At 39.0% G+C, this 16,547-nt stretch carries 18 protein-coding genes; 17 read left to right on the forward strand and 1 reads right to left on the reverse strand.

What is annotated here, in order from left to right; genetic code table 11:
* The first annotated feature begins 186 nt into the window (after positions 1-186).
* The 7 genes from rbfA (at position 187) to N8L33_RS02045 (ending at position 3,748) form a co-directional block, all read left to right on the forward strand.
* A complete protein-coding gene (gene rbfA / locus N8L33_RS02015; protein WP_001273601.1) occupies positions 187-537 on the forward strand; it encodes a 30S ribosome-binding factor RbfA in 351 nt (116 codons plus the stop codon).
* A gap of 150 nt (positions 538-687) precedes the next feature.
* Positions 688-1,467, forward strand: coding sequence for a hypothetical protein (locus tag N8L33_RS02020; protein WP_261058222.1), 780 nt, complete (start codon positions 688-690; stop codon positions 1,465-1,467).
* Position 1,468: 1 nt separating this feature from the next.
* A complete protein-coding gene (locus N8L33_RS02025; RefSeq protein ID WP_261058224.1) occupies positions 1,469-1,651 on the forward strand; it encodes a hypothetical protein in 183 nt (60 codons plus the stop codon).
* The gene (locus N8L33_RS02030) at positions 1,648-1,800 is read left to right on the forward strand and encodes a hypothetical protein (RefSeq protein ID WP_261058225.1); all 153 of its coding nucleotides are present in this window, start codon (positions 1,648-1,650) and stop codon (positions 1,798-1,800) included. The genes N8L33_RS02025 and N8L33_RS02030 overlap by 4 nt, the downstream gene beginning before the upstream one ends.
* A gap of 116 nt (positions 1,801-1,916) precedes the next feature.
* Positions 1,917-2,150 (forward strand): DUF1858 domain-containing protein, encoded by a 234-nt coding sequence (locus N8L33_RS02035; RefSeq protein WP_261058227.1) that lies wholly within the window; start codon positions 1,917-1,919, stop codon positions 2,148-2,150.
* Positions 2,150-3,484: a DUF438 domain-containing protein gene (locus N8L33_RS02040; protein ID WP_261058229.1), complete on the forward strand. Its 1,335-nt coding sequence runs from the start codon at positions 2,150-2,152 to the stop codon at positions 3,482-3,484. Before N8L33_RS02035 ends, N8L33_RS02040 begins: the two co-directional genes overlap by 1 nt.
* Before the next feature lie 9 nt (positions 3,485-3,493).
* The gene (locus N8L33_RS02045; protein ID WP_261058230.1) at positions 3,494-3,748 is read left to right on the forward strand and encodes a DUF1912 family protein; all 255 of its coding nucleotides are present in this window, start codon (positions 3,494-3,496) and stop codon (positions 3,746-3,748) included.
* A gap of 45 nt (positions 3,749-3,793) precedes the next feature.
* On the opposite strand, the gene N8L33_RS02050 is transcribed toward N8L33_RS02045, so the two are convergent.
* Complete coding sequence (locus N8L33_RS02050; protein ID WP_261058231.1) at positions 3,794-4,099, reverse strand: DUF898 family protein; 306 nt, start codon at positions 4,097-4,099, stop codon at positions 3,794-3,796.
* A gap of 216 nt (positions 4,100-4,315) precedes the next feature.
* Here N8L33_RS02050 and N8L33_RS02055 point away from each other — a divergent pair, with 216 nt between their 5' ends.
* From N8L33_RS02055 to rpoE, 10 genes are all read left to right on the forward strand, one after another.
* Positions 4,316-4,711 carry a helix-hairpin-helix domain-containing protein gene (locus tag N8L33_RS02055; protein WP_000038631.1) on the forward strand — a complete coding sequence of 132 codons (396 nt, stop codon included), beginning with the start codon at positions 4,316-4,318 and terminating at the stop codon, positions 4,709-4,711.
* A 283-nt stretch (positions 4,712-4,994) separates the two neighbouring features.
* A complete protein-coding gene (locus N8L33_RS02060; RefSeq protein ID WP_261058232.1) occupies positions 4,995-5,573 on the forward strand; it encodes a flavin reductase family protein in 579 nt (192 codons plus the stop codon).
* Positions 5,560-6,120, forward strand: a complete 561-nt coding sequence (locus tag N8L33_RS02065; protein WP_261058233.1) for a GNAT family N-acetyltransferase — start codon at positions 5,560-5,562, stop codon at positions 6,118-6,120. The genes N8L33_RS02060 and N8L33_RS02065 overlap by 14 nt, the downstream gene beginning before the upstream one ends.
* A complete protein-coding gene (locus N8L33_RS02070) occupies positions 6,120-6,698 on the forward strand; it encodes an AAA family ATPase (RefSeq protein WP_261053418.1) in 579 nt (192 codons plus the stop codon). Before N8L33_RS02065 ends, N8L33_RS02070 begins: the two co-directional genes overlap by 1 nt.
* Positions 6,691-9,342 carry a valine--tRNA ligase gene (locus tag N8L33_RS02075; RefSeq protein WP_261058234.1) on the forward strand — a complete coding sequence of 884 codons (2,652 nt, stop codon included), beginning with the start codon at positions 6,691-6,693 and terminating at the stop codon, positions 9,340-9,342. Before N8L33_RS02070 ends, N8L33_RS02075 begins: the two co-directional genes overlap by 8 nt.
* A gap of 71 nt (positions 9,343-9,413) precedes the next feature.
* Positions 9,414-10,190 carry a hypothetical protein gene (locus tag N8L33_RS02080; RefSeq protein ID WP_053794866.1) on the forward strand — a complete coding sequence of 259 codons (777 nt, stop codon included), beginning with the start codon at positions 9,414-9,416 and terminating at the stop codon, positions 10,188-10,190.
* Entirely contained in the window at positions 10,183-12,681 is a 2,499-nt protein-coding gene (locus N8L33_RS02085; RefSeq protein WP_261058235.1) for a DEAD/DEAH box helicase, read from the forward strand. The genes N8L33_RS02080 and N8L33_RS02085 overlap by 8 nt, the downstream gene beginning before the upstream one ends.
* A gap of 46 nt (positions 12,682-12,727) precedes the next feature.
* Positions 12,728-13,948 (forward strand): DNA cytosine methyltransferase, encoded by a 1,221-nt coding sequence (locus N8L33_RS02090; RefSeq protein ID WP_153192900.1) that lies wholly within the window; start codon positions 12,728-12,730, stop codon positions 13,946-13,948.
* Positions 13,949-14,018: 70 nt separating this feature from the next.
* On the forward strand, positions 14,019-15,596 hold the full coding sequence (locus N8L33_RS02095) for a hypothetical protein (RefSeq protein WP_203175850.1): 1,578 nt from the start codon (positions 14,019-14,021) through the stop codon (positions 15,594-15,596).
* A gap of 199 nt (positions 15,597-15,795) precedes the next feature.
* Positions 15,796-16,383 (forward strand): DNA-directed RNA polymerase subunit delta, encoded by a 588-nt coding sequence (gene rpoE / locus N8L33_RS02100; protein ID WP_031227756.1) that lies wholly within the window; start codon positions 15,796-15,798, stop codon positions 16,381-16,383.
* The last annotated feature ends 164 nt before the right edge of the window (positions 16,384-16,547 follow it).

Consider the following 16,547-nt stretch of genomic DNA (forward strand, 5'->3'; position numbering starts at 1 on the left):
TGAGCCTAGGATCTCAAAAATCCCCTGTGATGAGACTGATAAATCAGTTCCATCACTTTCACCACGGCGAAAGAAGCAGATAATTTCAAATTGAACTTCGTTCCAATTTGAAATGAAAATCAAGAAGTTTAAAAATAGCTAGGTCTGCTGGCCTAGCTTTTGGTTCAAAGTAGAGAAAGGAATATCATGGCAAATCATTTCCGTACGGATCGTGTGGGCATGGAAATCAAGCGCGAAGTCAATGAGATTTTGCAAAAGAAAGTCCGTGATCCGCGTGTCCAAGGTGTGACCATCACAGATGTTCAGATGCTGGGTGACTTGTCTGTTGCCAAGGTTTACTACACCATTTTGAGTAACCTTGCTTCGGACAACCAGAAAGCTCAAATCGGGCTTGAAAAAGCAACTGGTACCATCAAACGTGAACTTGGTCGCAATTTGAAATTGTACAAAATCCCAGATTTGACCTTCGTCAAAGACGAGTCCATCGAGTATGGAAACAAGATTGACGAGATGCTACGCAATCTGGATAAAAACTAAAGAAGAGGGGTAACCCTCTTTTTTTGGTGCTTGGATTCTTCTAGATATTAATAGCTGTATTTGTAATTGCAAAAAACAGTTTAAAAAATTTGTAAATACCTTATAGTATGATATGATAAAGTTTAATACGAATGATAAATGGAGATAGAGATGGGCAAACAAGAGTTAGCGATGCAAGTGTTGCGACAAGTGGTGAAATTACCTATGGTCAAAGTTAATCGAGAAAAATTTTTAGTTGACAAGTTTTCTAAAGAGTTAGATCGAAAGGATATTGCTACATTATTGGAAAAAGGTCCGACCTCTTTGTTAACAAAGGAAAATTTGGATCGAGTTGCTAAGAACTGTATTAAGGATAATGTTCTACGAGCAAGCGGGACTTCGATTTTGGCAGGTTTACCTGGTGGTATTGCCATGGCAATCACTATTCCAACAGATGTAGTTCAGTTTTATGCTTTTTCATTAAAGTTGGCCCAAGAACTAGGCTATATTTATGGATTTGATAATCTTTGGGAATCCCGTGATGAATTGAGCGAGGATGCTCAAAATACACTCTTGCTTTATCTCGGTGTCATGCTAGGGGTAAATGGAGCAGGAGCTTTGCTTCGCTCTGGAGGTGTAACAGTTGCCAAGCATGTGATGAAGACGATTCCGCAGAAAGCTTTGACAAAGACACTTTGGTATCCTATTCTGGAAAAAGTTTTGAAAATTTTTGGAGTCAGCTTGACAAAGGGAGGCTTGGCTAAGGGAATGGGAAAAGTGATTCCTATTTTAGGGGGTGTCCTTTCTGGTGGCTTAACCTTTGCGACCATGAAGCCGATGGGGGAAAGACTGCAAAAGGAATTATCCAAATTAGTTAACTATAATGAAGGGCAGTATCAAATAGATATTGATACTATCCGAAAAGAAGCTGAAATCATCGAAGGTGAGTAATATGGGACTCATAAAAATTCTAGCTAAAACTTACGGAAATTACTTTTTGACCATGCAAGGTGTAAAAGTGATGAAAACGATAAAGAAAGATGACCATTCCGTTGTCGGTTTTGGGAAACTCTTTATTGCAGACAAGTTAATGGATACGGCTCGGTGGCTCATCAAGCCAGAGGAGAGAGAATGAAATTTTTCTGGGGCCTTCTTGCCATTATTTTTATCAAACCGATTATTGGAATTATGAAATTCCTGTGGATGATCATCTATTTTGCAATCCAATTGCTGTTTTACAAGCTATTATTTAAAATATTGGATTGGCTCTTTAAACTTATCTAGATGGTCATCCAAGTCGCAGAGAACTAGCAGGAACTCCACTGCTAGTTTTTTAATCACTTTCCTTGTGGTATAATAAAAACAGTAAAATCATTTTAGAACATACAATGGAGGTCATCATGGATAATATCATCGATGTTTCAATTCCTGTTGCAGAAGTGGTGGACAAGCATCCAGAAGTCTTGGAAATCCTAGTAGAGTTGGGTTTTAAACCCCTTGCTAATCCCTTAATGCGCAATATAGTTGGTCGAAAAGTATCACTCAAACAGGGTTCTAAGCTTGAAGGAACTCCTATGGACAAGATTGTCCGCACGCTGGAAGCAAACGGCTACGAAGTGATTGGATTAGACTAATGGCAGATGAACGGATTCATGTCCTACGGGATATTTTGTTAGAATTGCACAATGGTGCCTCCCCTGAGTCGGTTCAGGAGCGTTTTGATGCGACCTTTACAGGCGTTTCAGCAATCGAGATTTCCCTTATGGAGCACGAGCTGATGAACTCAGACTCAGGTGTTACCTTTGAAGATGTCATGGAACTCTGTGATGTCCATGCCAATCTTTTTAAAAATGCTGTTAAGGATGTCGAAGTTGCAGATACCGAGCACCCAGGTCACCCAGTTCGGATTTTCAAAGAAGAAAATCTAGCCCTCCGTGCGGCCTTGATTCGCATTCGGAGATTGTTGGATACCTATGAGTCTATGGAAGATGAAGAAATGCTGGTGGAGATGCGTAAGGGCTTGGTGCGTCAGATGGGACTTTTGGGGCAATTTGACATCCACTACCAACGTAAAGAAGAACTCTTCTTTCCCATCATGGAGCGCTATGGTCACGATTCGCCTCCAAAAGTTATGTGGGGAGTGGATGATCAGATCAGGGAGCTATTTCAAACAGCTCTAATGACAGCTAAGTCACTACCAGAAGTGTCGATTAGCACTGTAAAAGAAGATTTTGAAGCCTTTGCGACAGAATTTGAAAGCATGATTTTCAAGGAAGAGTCCATCCTTCTCATGATTCTCCTTGAGTCCTTTACTCAGGATGACTGGCTTCAGATTGCGGAGGAGAGCGATGCCTATGGCTATGCTATTATTCGTCCGTCTGAGAAATGGGTGCCAGAACGCCAGAGTTTTGTTGAAGAAAAGAGTGCAGAGGAGCCTGTACAGTTAGATACGACAGAGGGTCAAGTTCAGCAGGTTATTGATACGCCAGAAGGCCAGTTTACCATTACCTTTACCCCTAAGGAAAAGGAAGCAGTGCTGGACCGCCATAGTCAACAGGCTTTTGGGAATGGCTATCTATCGGTCGAGCAGGCCAACCTCATCCTCAATCACCTTCCCATGGAGATTACCTTTGTCAATAAAGACGATATTTTCCAGTATTACAATGACAATGCGCCGGCTGATGAGATGATTTTCAAACGGACACCGTCCCAAGTCGGGCGTAATGTTGAACTTTGCCATCCGCCTAAGTACTTGAACAAGGTCAAAACCATCATGAAGGGGCTTCGTGAGGGAAGCAAAGATAAGTATGAAATGTGGTTCAAATCTGAGTCACGAGGCAAGTTTGTCCACATCACCTACGCAGCAGTGCACGATGAAGAGGGAGAATTCCAAGGTGTGCTGGAGTATGTTCAGGATATTCAGCCCTACCGTGAGATTGACACGGACTATTTCCGTGGATTAGAATAAGGAGAAAAAATGAGTTACGAACAAGAATTTATGAAGGAATTTGAAGCCTGGGTCAATACCCAGATTATGATCAATGACATGGCGCACAAGGAAAGCCAAAAAGTCTACGAAGAAGACCAAGACGAGCGTGCTAAAGATGCCATGATTCGCTACGAAAGTCGCTTGGATGCTTATCGGTTCTTGCTTGGCAAATTTGAAAATTTCAAGGCAGGTAAGGGATTCCATGATTTGCCAGAAGGCTTGTTTGGTGAGCGAAATTATTAATTGCTTAGATAAAAAAGTGCAGTTGTAAGAACCGCACTTTTTATTTTATACGTGGTGTGTATGTTTGGTAATCCATTGTTCCATTTTGATGTTCAACCAGAATGAATAAATTCCAAGTGTAATGATACAGAGTAAGAACCATTTAATCCAGTTTCCAAATAACTGGGCACCTGTACCATCAAAATAGAGGCGACGTCCGTCAATGACGGTATGTTTTATTTTCCAATTTTGCATGAGACAAACAGCCCATGGGGTTGCTATTCCTAAAGTAAGGACAATAATGATGAATGATAAAATGTAGTAACCAATATAACTCAAGAGTCCACCATCAAAGTAACTTTCAGTATTCATAAATTTATCTCCGTCAGCTTTTAGTGTGAATCAGTTTTGCACATTGAGGTATATTTTATCAACTTGTTAAACCATTGTCAATTTTTTCTAGGAGTAGAAAAGAACTGATTTTTATTCTAATTATATTTCATTTCTTGATTTTTTACTAAAATCTTGATAGAATATTTATATTAAATCCTTGTCAGAACAGGGGTTTTTTATTGAAAGGATTTTATCATGTCAAAGAAACTCAATCGTAAAAAACAATTACGAAATAGCCTCCGTCGCGCAGGTGCCTTTTCAAGTACTGTGACTAAGGTTGTAGAAGAGACAAAGAAAGTCGTAAAACGTGCTGAGCAGTCAGCGAGCGAAGCTGGTAAGGCTGTTTCTAAAAAAGTTGAACAAGCAGTAGAAGCTACCAAAGAGCAAGCTCAAAAAGTAGCCAATTCTGTAGAAGATTTTGCAGCAAACTTGGGTGGACTTCCACTTGACCGTGCCAAAACTTTCTACGATGAAGGCATCAAGTCTGCATCAGATTTCAAAAACTGGACTGAAAAAGAACTCCTTGCCTTGAAAGGAATCGGCCCAGCTACCATCAAGAAATTGAAAGAAAACGGCATCAAGTTCAAGTAATTTTTCTTGTGCCTTGCATTTCCGAAAAAATCTTGCTACAATAGAGCCATTAGAGGTGTTTTGATTCCCACATTTTACAGAAAGTGGCGGTGCTGAGAAGTCCACAAATGTGTCAAAACTAGTTGCTAATGGATGAAAAATTGAAATAAAAGTGTCTTTTTGTTTTAAAGACGAGAGTTGCGGGCAACTGCCCGAAATTGGGTGGTACCGCGGATAAATACATTCGTCCCTGTCATGTAGATGGCAGGGATTTTCTTTTGCGTCTTAGTCAAAGGAGGTTGTTATGAAGCAATCTTTTAAAACAAGTAAACTCTACTATGGCTTTCCTATCTTTATTTTTGGGTATCAGGATCAGAATTTTGGGAACAATATCACGACCTGTAGCTCATCCTATAGTTTGGGAGATTGGCTAGTCATCGGTGTTGGTGCTGAGGAAAATGCGGCTGAGCAAATCAAGCATTTCCAGCAGTTTACTGTGAATATCCCTGAGGAAAATCTCATGCTAGAAATGGAGCAGGCTGGTTTTATCAGTCATCGAGAGAAATTGAAACACCTGGGGGTAGACTACGAGATTTCTGAACAGACTCAGGCACCGATTTTAAAGGACTGTCCAGTAGTGTTAGAATGTCAAGTTGATAGAATTATTGAGGAAGACGGTATTTGTCACATCTTTGCCAAGATTATCGAACGACTAGTTGATCCAGAGCTCTTGGATGACAAGGGGCATTTTAAGAATGACCGTTTTGCGCCGACTTACTTTATGGGGGATGGCCACCAGCGCGTTTATCGCTATTTAGATGACCGAGTAGACCCTATGGGGAGCTTCATTAAGAAAGCGAGGCAAAAGGATGGCAAGAACTGAACTTCCAGAACGCTTGGAAACAGAACGTCTCATTTTACGAGTCCGGACTGTGGCGGATGCTGAGGATATCTTTGATTATGCTAGTCGTCCAGAAGTTTCTTACCCAGCAGGTTTTCCACCTGTCAAGACCTTGGAAGATGAGATTTATTATCTGGAGCATATCCTTCCTGAGCGTAATCAAAAGGAAAATCTCCCAGCAGGCTACGGGATTGTCGTCAAAGGAACTGATAAGATCGTTGGCTCTGTCGATTTCAACCATCGCCATGAAGATGATGTTCTTGAGATCAGCTATACCTTGCACCCAGACTATTGGGGCAGAGGCTATGTACCAGAAGCTGCGCGTGCCTTGATTGATCTGGCTTTTAAAGAATTGAATCTACATAAAATTGAATTGTCTTGCTTTGGATATAACCTTCAAAGTCAACGAGTCGCGGAAAAGCTTGGCTTTACCCTCGAAGCTCGCATCCGAGACCGTAAAGATGTTCAAGGAAACCGCTGTGATGATTTGAGATATGGCTTGTTGAGGAGTGAGTGGGAGGTGATTTGATGCATCTTTTCATAATTGGGGCTCCGGCTTCTGGAAAAATGACGATTGGTCAAGAGTTATCTCGACTGACAGATGCTACCCTCTTTTATAACCATCAAGCCATCGATTTTGCATTAGGAATCTATCAGGACTTTACAGAGGAAATGTGGGAATTTGTTCGTGGAATTACCTTTTCTTTCCTTGGAGCAAGTGCAAGAAATCAGCGATCAGTAATTTTAACTGACGTAATTGATTTTTCAAATCAGTACCAGCTGCTGTATTTGCAGCAAATTCAGGATTTATTGGATAACTTTCATCAAGAGATTCTTTTTGTGGAGTTGGAAACAAGTCTTGAAGAGCGTTTACGTCGAAATCGAACGGAGAACCGGTTGAAGCACAAGCCCTTGAAACGGCATATTGAGATATCTGAAAGAGAAATTTTAGAGACCACTGAAATCCTTCAATTAAATTCCCAACATCAACCCAATGAGTTGCACCACTACTTTAAAATAAATAATACGAATCTGTCTGCAGAAGAGGTTGCTAAGCAGATTCAAGATAAAATGAATACAATAGAGAAAGGACAAACACATGTCTAAAGAACTTTCACCTAAATACAATCCAGCCGAGGTTGAGGCTGGTCGTTACCAAAAATGGCTTGATGCGGATGTTTTCAAGCCTTCAGGCGATCAAAAGGCTAAGCCTTATTCAATCGTGATTCCACCACCAAACGTAACTGGTAAACTTCACCTTGGTCACGCTTGGGATACGACTTTGCAAGATATCATCATCCGTCAAAAACGCATGCAAGGTTTTGATACGCTTTGGCTTCCAGGGATGGACCACGCGGGGATTGCCACTCAGGCTAAGGTTGAGGAGCGCTTGCGTGGAGAGGGCATTACACGTTATGACCTCGGTCGTGAAAAATTCCTCGACAAGGTTTGGGAATGGAAAGACGAATATGCCACTACCATCAAGGAACAATGGGGCAAGATGGGGCTCTCTGTAGACTACTCTCGTGAGCGTTTCACTCTCGACGAAGGTTTGTCAAAAGCTGTTCGTAAGGTCTTTGTGGACCTTTACAAGAAAGGCTGGATCTATCGTGGTGAATTCATCATCAACTGGGACCCAGCAGCTCGCACAGCCCTTTCTGATATCGAGGTGATCCACAAGGATGTCGAAGGTGCCTTCTACCACATGAACTACATGCTGGAAGACGGTTCACGCGCCCTTGAAGTTGCGACAACTCGTCCTGAGACCATGTTTGGGGACGTTGCGGTTGCGGTCAATCCAGAAGACCCACGCTACAAGGACTTGATTGGTAAAAATGTTATCCTTCCAATCGCTAATAAATTGATTCCAATCGTTGGAGATGAGCACGCAGATCCTGAGTTTGGTACTGGTGTCGTAAAAATCACACCTGCTCACGATCCAAATGACTTCTTGGTTGGTCAACGCCATAACTTGCCACAAGTTAACGTCATGAACGACGACGGAACTATGAACGAGCTTGCCTTCGAATTTGCAGGTATGGACCGTTTTGAAGCTCGTAAGGCAGTCGTTGCTAAGCTGGAAGAAATCGGTGCTCTTGTCAAAATCGAAAAACTTGTTCACAGTGTTGGCCACTCAGAGCGTACAGGTGTTGTGGTTGAGCCACGCTTGTCTACGCAATGGTTCGTCAAGATGGACCAATTAGCCAAGAATGCTATTGCCAACCAAGACACAGAGGACAAGGTAGAATTCTACCCACCTCGTTTCAACGATACCTTCCTCCAATGGATGGAAAATGTCCACGACTGGGTCATCTCTCGTCAGCTTTGGTGGGGTCACCAAATCCCTGCTTGGTACAATGCCGAGGGTGAAATCTATGTGGGCGAAGAAGCACCGGAAGGTGACGGATGGACTCAAGACGAAGATGTCTTGGATACTTGGTTCAGCTCTGCTCTATGGCCATTCTCAACTATGGGTTGGCCGGATGTGAACTCTGCAGACTTCAAGCGTTACTTCCCAACTTCAACCTTGGTAACAGGTTACGATATTATTCCGTTCTGGGTATCTCGGATGATTTTTCAAGGTTTGGAATTTACTGGCAAGTCGCCATTCAAAAATGCCTTGATTCACGGTCTCATTCGTGACGAGCAAGGTCGTAAGATGTCGAAATCTCTCGGTAACGGGATTGATCCAATGGATGTTATTGATAAGTACGGAACAGATAGCCTTCGTTGGTTCCTTTCAAACGGTTCTGCACCAGGGCAAGACGTGCGCTTCTCTTACGAGAAAATGGATGCTTCTTGGAACTTCATTAACAAAATCTGGAACATCTCTCGCTACATCCTCATGAACAATGAAGGCTTGACCCTTGAGCAAGCAACTGCCAATGTGGAAAAAGTTGTCAACAAGGAAGCTGGAAATGTCACCGACCGCTGGATTCTCCACAACCTCAATGAAACGATCGGCAAAGTCACTGAAAACTTTGACAAGTTTGAATTTGGTGTTGCTGGACACATCCTCTACAACTTCATCTGGGACGAGTTTGCGGACTGGTACGTTGAGTTGACTAAGGAAGTCCTTTATAGCGACAACGAAGAAGAGAAAGTTATCACACGTTCTGTTCTCCTTTACACTCTGGACAAGATCCTTCGTCTCCTCCACCCAATCATGCCATTCGTGACAGAGGAAATCTTTGGACAAATCTCAGAAGGCTCTATCGTGACAGCAGAATACCCAACTGTCAACCCAGCCTTTGAAGACTTTGCGTCTCACACTGGTGTGGAAAGCCTCAAAGACTTGATCCGTGCCGTTCGTAATGCGCGTGCGGAAGTAAACGTAGCTCCAAGCAAACCTATCACCATCCTTGTTAAGACAAGCGATAGCGACTTGGAAGCCTTCTTTAACAGCAATGTCAACTACATTAAACGCTTCACAAATCCAGAACACTTGGAAATCGCATCAACCATCACTGCACCTGAACTCGCTATGTCAAGCGTCATCACAGGAGCAGAAATCTACCTGCCACTGGCAGACCTCCTCAATGTCGAAGAAGAACTCGCTCGTCTCGACAAGGAACTGGCTAAATGGCAAAAAGAACTGGATATGGTCGGCAAGAAACTCTCTAACGAACGCTTCGTAGCCAACGCCAAACCAGAAGTCGTCCAAAAAGAACGCGACAAACAAGCCGACTATCAAGCTAAGTACGACGCGACCGTAGCGCGTATTGATGAGATGAAGAAGTTGGTTAAATAAACATAGAAACACGGTGATGAGCCGTGTTTTTTGGTATAATGGAAAATAAAGTGTTAAAGTAGGTTATTAAATTGTCTATATCAGATATTGAGTTTGAACGTAGTGAGAAGCATTACCGTTACTTAAGACTAGCTATTGAACAGTTATCTGAAACGGATAAAACTTTTATTAAAGAGAATTTGTTAACGATTATTTCGGGTCGTGAAAGTTCATTATCTTTGAAGGAAGAAGCAAGAGAATTGCTAAATTATCTTGGAAGAATTGACATTAACAAAAGAAATGGAGCAATAGCGGAATTAGTTGTCATATGTTTATTGAGAACAAAAGGTTTTTCTCAAGAATATTGTTTTAGAAATTTAGAGGAAAATTCTGCTAAAAAAGGGTTTGACGGTCTTGTACTTGAGGGTGAAAAATTCTGGTTGTTAGAGAGTAAATCTAGTCAGATAGGACATAATAATAGTCATAGAAATACAGTATATAGAGCATACAAAGGATTGGAGAAACAATTATCTGGTGAAAATGAAAAAATCAATAATCCGTGGCGGAATGCATATAATCATACAAAAATCGCTCAATCACCGAATAGTTTAGTTAAAAGAGTTGCGGAATTATCAACGAATTATACTAACGGAGATTATTTTAAAATTGAGGATAATAACGTTATTATAGGATCGACGATTATACCAGATAAGAGAGGGAATCATCATATTAATGAAATTAATTTTGAAGTTTCCACCTTAAATAATTTTATAAAAAATCATAAATCAAAAGATGAGATAATTATCGCAATTAATTTACAAACTATTGAAATTTTTTTGGAATACTTAGAGGAAATCATTGATGAGTAGCGATGGGAAAAGTACATTGACAACACTCTCTAAAAGAGAAGAGATTGTAAATATTATCTTAGAATTATTGTTTATAAAAGAAAAATTAACTAATCGAGACGCAGAATATTTATTCGCAATATCATTGTTATTTATTGAAGAATTTGAAAAAAATAGATCCAGAAGTTATTATATAGAATTTGCGTATTCAATTATTGTTAGAACATGTTTTAAAATCAATGACTACAGAGCTCTATATGATTTTTCAGTTAATTTTGGTTATTATCCAATTGCACGAAAACTTTTAAGAAGTGGTTTGGTAGATGAAGGAATATTGAATTATTTTCTTTCGGATTTAAAACTTGCTCAATTCTCAAACGGTGATAAAATAAACACGCTTGAACAGGACAAAGTATCTAAGGAAATCATTGCTTCAGAAAATAAAAAATTTGCTTTTGTTGCTCCAACATCATATGGAAAAAGCGAAATAATTTATCAACATATTTTAGAAAACAATGAGTTGGACAATATTGGAATTATAGTACCTACTAAAGCGTTGATTGACCAAGTATTCCGAGAAGCAAAAAAGTTAGGAGAATTAAATAGAAAAATTATAACTCATGAACAGAATTATAATGATTCGGATCGACGAGTACTTGCGATTGTTACACAGGAGAGAGCGTTGCGATTAATTGAACAACACTTAATATTCGATTCTCTCTATATCGACGAAGCGCATGAACTGTTTAACTTTGATTTCGGTTTGAAACATGCAAATAGAAGCCTGTTGTTAGCAAGATTGCTTAAACTCAACAAGAAACTAAATCCCGAACTAAATATATACTATTTTTCACCTCTAATTCAAAATGTTAATAATTTATTGTTAAAAAATGAAGAAGGGCATGTAGAGCAATATAAAATTAACAATAATTTAAAGGTTTTAGATATAAGATATGTTAGTAATGCCAATGAACAGTTTGTCTTCGAGCAATATTTGGGTTCCTTTTTTAAATTATCTAATACGGAAAATAATTTAAAATATATTGTTAACTGTAGTAAAAATTATAAAAAAAATTTACATTATTTATACAGGCCTATTTATATAGAACATTATGCTGAGGAATTATGTGACCAATTACCTGAGTATGATGAATTACCACAATCACTCGCTAATTTAATTGAAGAATTGAAGGATATAGTTCATCCTAAATTTAAGCTAATTGAATTTCTATCAAAAGGAATTCTATATCTACATGGTAGACTACCAAATAATATAAGGAATTATCTTCTGAAATGTTTTAGAGATGATGCTTCAATTAAACATTTAATTGCCAATTCAGTTATTCTCGCTGGTATGAATATGCCTATTGACTCTTTATTCTTTATTTCAGGTTTTTCGGCTACTAATGAACTAATAAACTTAGTTGGTAGAGTCAATAGATTGAATGAGATTTTTTCAAATAATGGTGAACTAAACAAGATCTTAGTTCCTGTACACTTTGTGGAACTTGATAGCTATCCTCAAAATAGAAATGGTCAGTTAAAGAAAACAGTTGAATCTTTACGAAGTAATATTAAGGATTCTGTAAAAAATCCACTATTAGAGAATTCTGTAGTAAATAAATCTAATTTAGATAATTCCGAGAAAATTTTAGCTTTAGAAAGTAATATAGTTAATGATTTTGATAATCCTAGTTTTATTTCTCGTCTCACGAGATCTGGAGCTCAGCAACTATTAAACTATACGGAGTTAGGTTTAATAAAATTAGAGAAAATTATACAAGAGACAGAGATTATCCATAATGCTGATAATGTCTACAAAGAAATTTTGCTTAAAGTTAAGGAAGTCTTTTTTGATAATTTTGTTAATGAAGGTGCCGATAGAGCTATAGACTATAGGTATTTTTATCCGAATAACAACGTCAAACGTTTGCGGTTTGAACCTACAATTAATTATTATTCAGTTTTTATTCCAAGTTCCTACTCCTCTCTAAAGGATAGAGTAAATAATTTAGTATTATATTGGGAAGATATTTTAAGTTCTTCTTCGGATCATAATAAAAATTTCATGCAATATGTTGGTAGTCAATTTGGAGAAAAGGCATATCAGTCGGATGATTATAATGATTCCAGGGCAAAAGTCTATATAGATTTAAATGACTATAAAACTAGAGAATATGATATGTATAACATCGCCATTATTAAACTCCAAACCGATGATGAATTTGTAGATTTTGAAATTGGTTTATTAGTAAATTCATTAAGAGAATTTAATATTATCTCAGATGATTTGTATAATTTGTTTATGTTTGGAACAAATGATATAAAAGAGTTACAAATTTCGCAACTAGGATTAAGTAAAAATCTATATAATACACTAAAAAAGGATAACCAAATTCAAAACATAGAGTTTGATGATTTTCATAATCCAAGAGCAAATCATCATTTAAGAGAGTACATACTTTCTAAGCAAGGAATTGAAAAATTTGAATTAGAACAATATTTTTTATAAACTATATAGAGCTATATATCTTTTATTTTAGAAAGCAGGTTACTACATGACAAATTCTGTAAGTTCGAACCGATCTGAGAAGTACAACATTGCAGCCTTCTTCTCAGGTGTTGGGGGAATTGAGTTGGGATTTGAACAGACCAACGAGTTCAGAGTGGTGTATGCCAATGAATTTGATAAGTATGCGCGTCAGACTTATCAGTTAAATCATCCAGATACCTATTTGGATGGTCGTGATATTCACGATGTTCAGCCAGAGGATATTCCCGCTGAGCGCGTGGATGTGATTATGGGAGGTTTCCCTTGTCAGGCCTTTAGTATTGCGGGTTATCGCAAGGGCTTTGATGATGATCGTGGCGATCTTTTCTTCGAATTGCTTCGCATGATTGAAGGATGCAAACCTCGCGCTATTTTCATCGAAAACGTCAAGAACATGGTCGGTCATGACCACGGCAATACCTTCAAGGTTATTCGTGAAGCCTTGACGGAGAACAACTACTTTATCAAGTGGATGGTTCTTAACGGGAAAGACTACGGAAATATCCCACAAAACCGTGAGCGGATCTACATTGTTGGTTTTGATACCAAGGAAGCTTATGACTTGTTTGAATTTCCAGAGGAAATCAAGCTCACGACTTCTCTTCAGGACGTCATTAACTTTGGCGACAAGCTTGATGAAGTCTACTACTACCGTGAAGGCAAGCAAAATTTCTACGATCAGTTGAAATTTGAAGTCACCAGCCAAGATACGGTCTACCAGTGGCGTCGTCAGTATGTCCGTGAAAATAAAAACGGAGTTGTCCCAACCCTAACAGCAAACATGGGAACAGGTGGACACAACGTTCCGTTGATTTTGACGGACAGCGGGGAGATTCGTAAGCTAACACCGAAAGAAACTTTTAATGTTCAAGGATATCCTAAATCCTTTAAAATCCCAGAAGGCGTTTCTAACGGTCAGCTATACAAACAGGCTGGGAATAGCGTAGTCGTTCCCGTGATTAAACGTATCGCGGAAAATGTTGCCAAGGCTTTAAATGAAAGCCAAGGGCAATCTCAACTTGCACGCTCAGGAAAAATTGCCATTATCTACACCAAGATGAATGGACAATTTGAAGGGCAATCCTATGTCAAGGACTTTGTAGATAGCTATGACCAAGCTCTTGAAAAAATCAAATCTTATGACGATGGTCTAGCCGTTCTGTCTGGTGAAGATTATTTAAAATTGGTTAAAAAACGAGGAAATCTCGAATTTTACAGTATTAATTAACGAATATATAAGAGGGTTAGTGAAAAACTAATCTTCTTTTGATATACTGAAAATAGAAAAGAGGGCGCTTATGTGGGAACATCTAAAGTCTGAACAAAAAGACAAATACAAAACCTTAATTACTAACTTCGCTAGCTTAAGCCAAGCTTTCTCTCAAAAGGCTGAGTCCGACGATGAGGGACAAACAGAGAATTATGTTGCTCCGATTGTTAATTCTAAATTTCAAGAGACTGTTTTCCAGAAGGCTTTTAATGCTGTTGGGGAAGATATTGCCAACACTTCCTATGATGCCTCTGTCGTTGTGGATGAAAATCATAAATACCTAGTGGGTATTAAGTCTTTTGGAATCAATTCTGGAGATCAAAAAATCGCCCAGTTTAAGAAGGACTCTCAAGATTGGACAGAATTGCTGGGTGATATCAAATTCCATGCAGATATCTCAGCAGATAAAGAAACAGCAGACAAGAAAAACTATCAACGCTATAAAGAGTTGGCACGAAAGATTGCGACCTTAAGAAATCAGAGAATCGAATCTTCTAAGGCACAAATTAAGGGGTTTAACTCAGATTCGGTCAATGTTGAAGCTGTTTATCACGTTCTGATGCCGACACCAAAGGGAGAAAATCCTAGGATTTTTGTTGGCGAGACGACTTATTTACCAGTTGATATTGATAATCTAGTCATTGAAGGATCAACTACTAAAAATAATCCAACTAATTTTCGATTTACGGATGGGCAACACCACTACAAGTACACGGCAGCTGACAGTCAGCTCCACATGACTTTTAACAATAAAGATATTGTGGTAGATACTTGGGACGTCCATTATATTGAAGATCCTTTTTCTCTCTTTGAAAACCTTCATTTACTGACCGCTGAAAAGAGACAATCTGATATCTTAGAAACGGTGTCTTGGGTTATCACAGACAAACATGGGAATGTGGAAGAAAACTCGGGCTTTAATGCCTTTAATGGTGGTTCAAAATTAGCTAAGAAAGATCGTCTGCCACGGATTTTAAAGATTCAGGAAAAATTCAAAAACAGTCTCGCTCCAGAAGAACTAGCTTTTGTGACTTTTTCTTTAGAAGAAATCCTCTTGAAAAAGTGGACTAGCAAGGAAGAAAAAATTCAGATGAAGGCGATTCGTGAGGACTTGATTCACTTTGTCCACAATACTGGCAATAAAAAACTCATCAAGGAGATTGAACAGCTGGTTTATCGTCCAGTTAGTGAAGTTTACATTCCTCTGCCAGACTCTAAGAACTTTCATGACGAAAGGCCAGACTTCTTTGGTCCTAGATTTGGAACTTTTGAACCCAGCACTAAAAAACTAGCTCTACCCAAAGAAGAAAGAACTTTTAAACTACGCTTCTTACCTTCTGGAGATGTCATCAATGCCTATATCAACCAAGAAGCTGGCAAGGCAATCCAGTCAACTGATAAACAAGAAATTCTTGGGAATTGGATCTTACGTGGTGTTTTCCAGTTGAAGGAACGAGAGGTATTGACAGGTCAACGACTCAATGAACTAGAAATCAACGGTATTCGTTTGACTAAGTTTAAAAATGGGGAAATCGGTATTGAATTCATCTGGATTGATACTGAAAATCCACCAAGCGATGCCATCGGCTGGGTAGCAAAGAAATAAAAGTCCGTTTTAGACTAATTTCCACTTCGGTTAGGCAAGTGGAAGTTACTGTGAGAAGTTACCCAGTTCAAATCAACTAACTTTCTTCCCCTTAACCTTTGACTATTCTTCAAAATTATCGTAAAATAAAGAGTAAATGATAAAATGAGGTCAGAGTCTGTTCGCTCTGGCGATAGTAGTATAAATGAGGAGAAACGCTTTGGAATTAGAAGTATTTGCTGGGCAAGAAAAAAGTGAACTATCTATGATTGAGGTAGCGCGTGCTATCTTGGAACTTCGTGGTCGCGATCATGAGATGCATTTTAGCGATCTTGTAAACGAAATTCAAAATTACCTTGGAACATCAAACAGCGATATCCGCGAAGCCTTGCCTTTGTTCTACACAGAGTTGAACTTTGACGGTAGCTTCATCTCACTTGGAGATAACAAATGGGGGCTTCGTTCATGGTATGGTGTAGATGAAATTGACGAAGAGATCATTGCTCTTGAAGAAAATGACGACGATGAAGTAGCACCAAAAGCTAAGAAAAAACGTGTCAATGCCTTCATGGATGGCGATTCAGATGCTATTGACTACAATGCAGATGACCCAGAAGACGAAGATGCATACGAAGCAGATCCAGCTCTTTCATATGATGATGAAAATCCAGATGATGAGAAAAATGAAGTGGAAGCTTATGATGCAGAAATCAACGAAATCGCTCCTGATGACTTGGGTGAAGACGTGGATCTCAACGAAGAAGATGACGAGTTTTCAGATGATGATTCTGAAAACATCGAGGAATAAAAATTAGCTATTGACAATTATCCTTTTTTTAGGTATCATATTGTTCGGGCACCTCTTTTAGAGGTCGGGGCTCCCTAGTTCTTAGGGAGCTGTTTTTGTTTTTTCAAGAAGTTATCTTCTTGTATTTTGGTTGTGAATCTGGTGCAGTCGTCCCAGATTATTCT

It is taken from the genome of Streptococcus mitis, assembly GCF_946188695.1.
In the GTDB taxonomy this organism is placed as follows: domain Bacteria; phylum Bacillota; class Bacilli; order Lactobacillales; family Streptococcaceae; genus Streptococcus; species Streptococcus mitis_DF.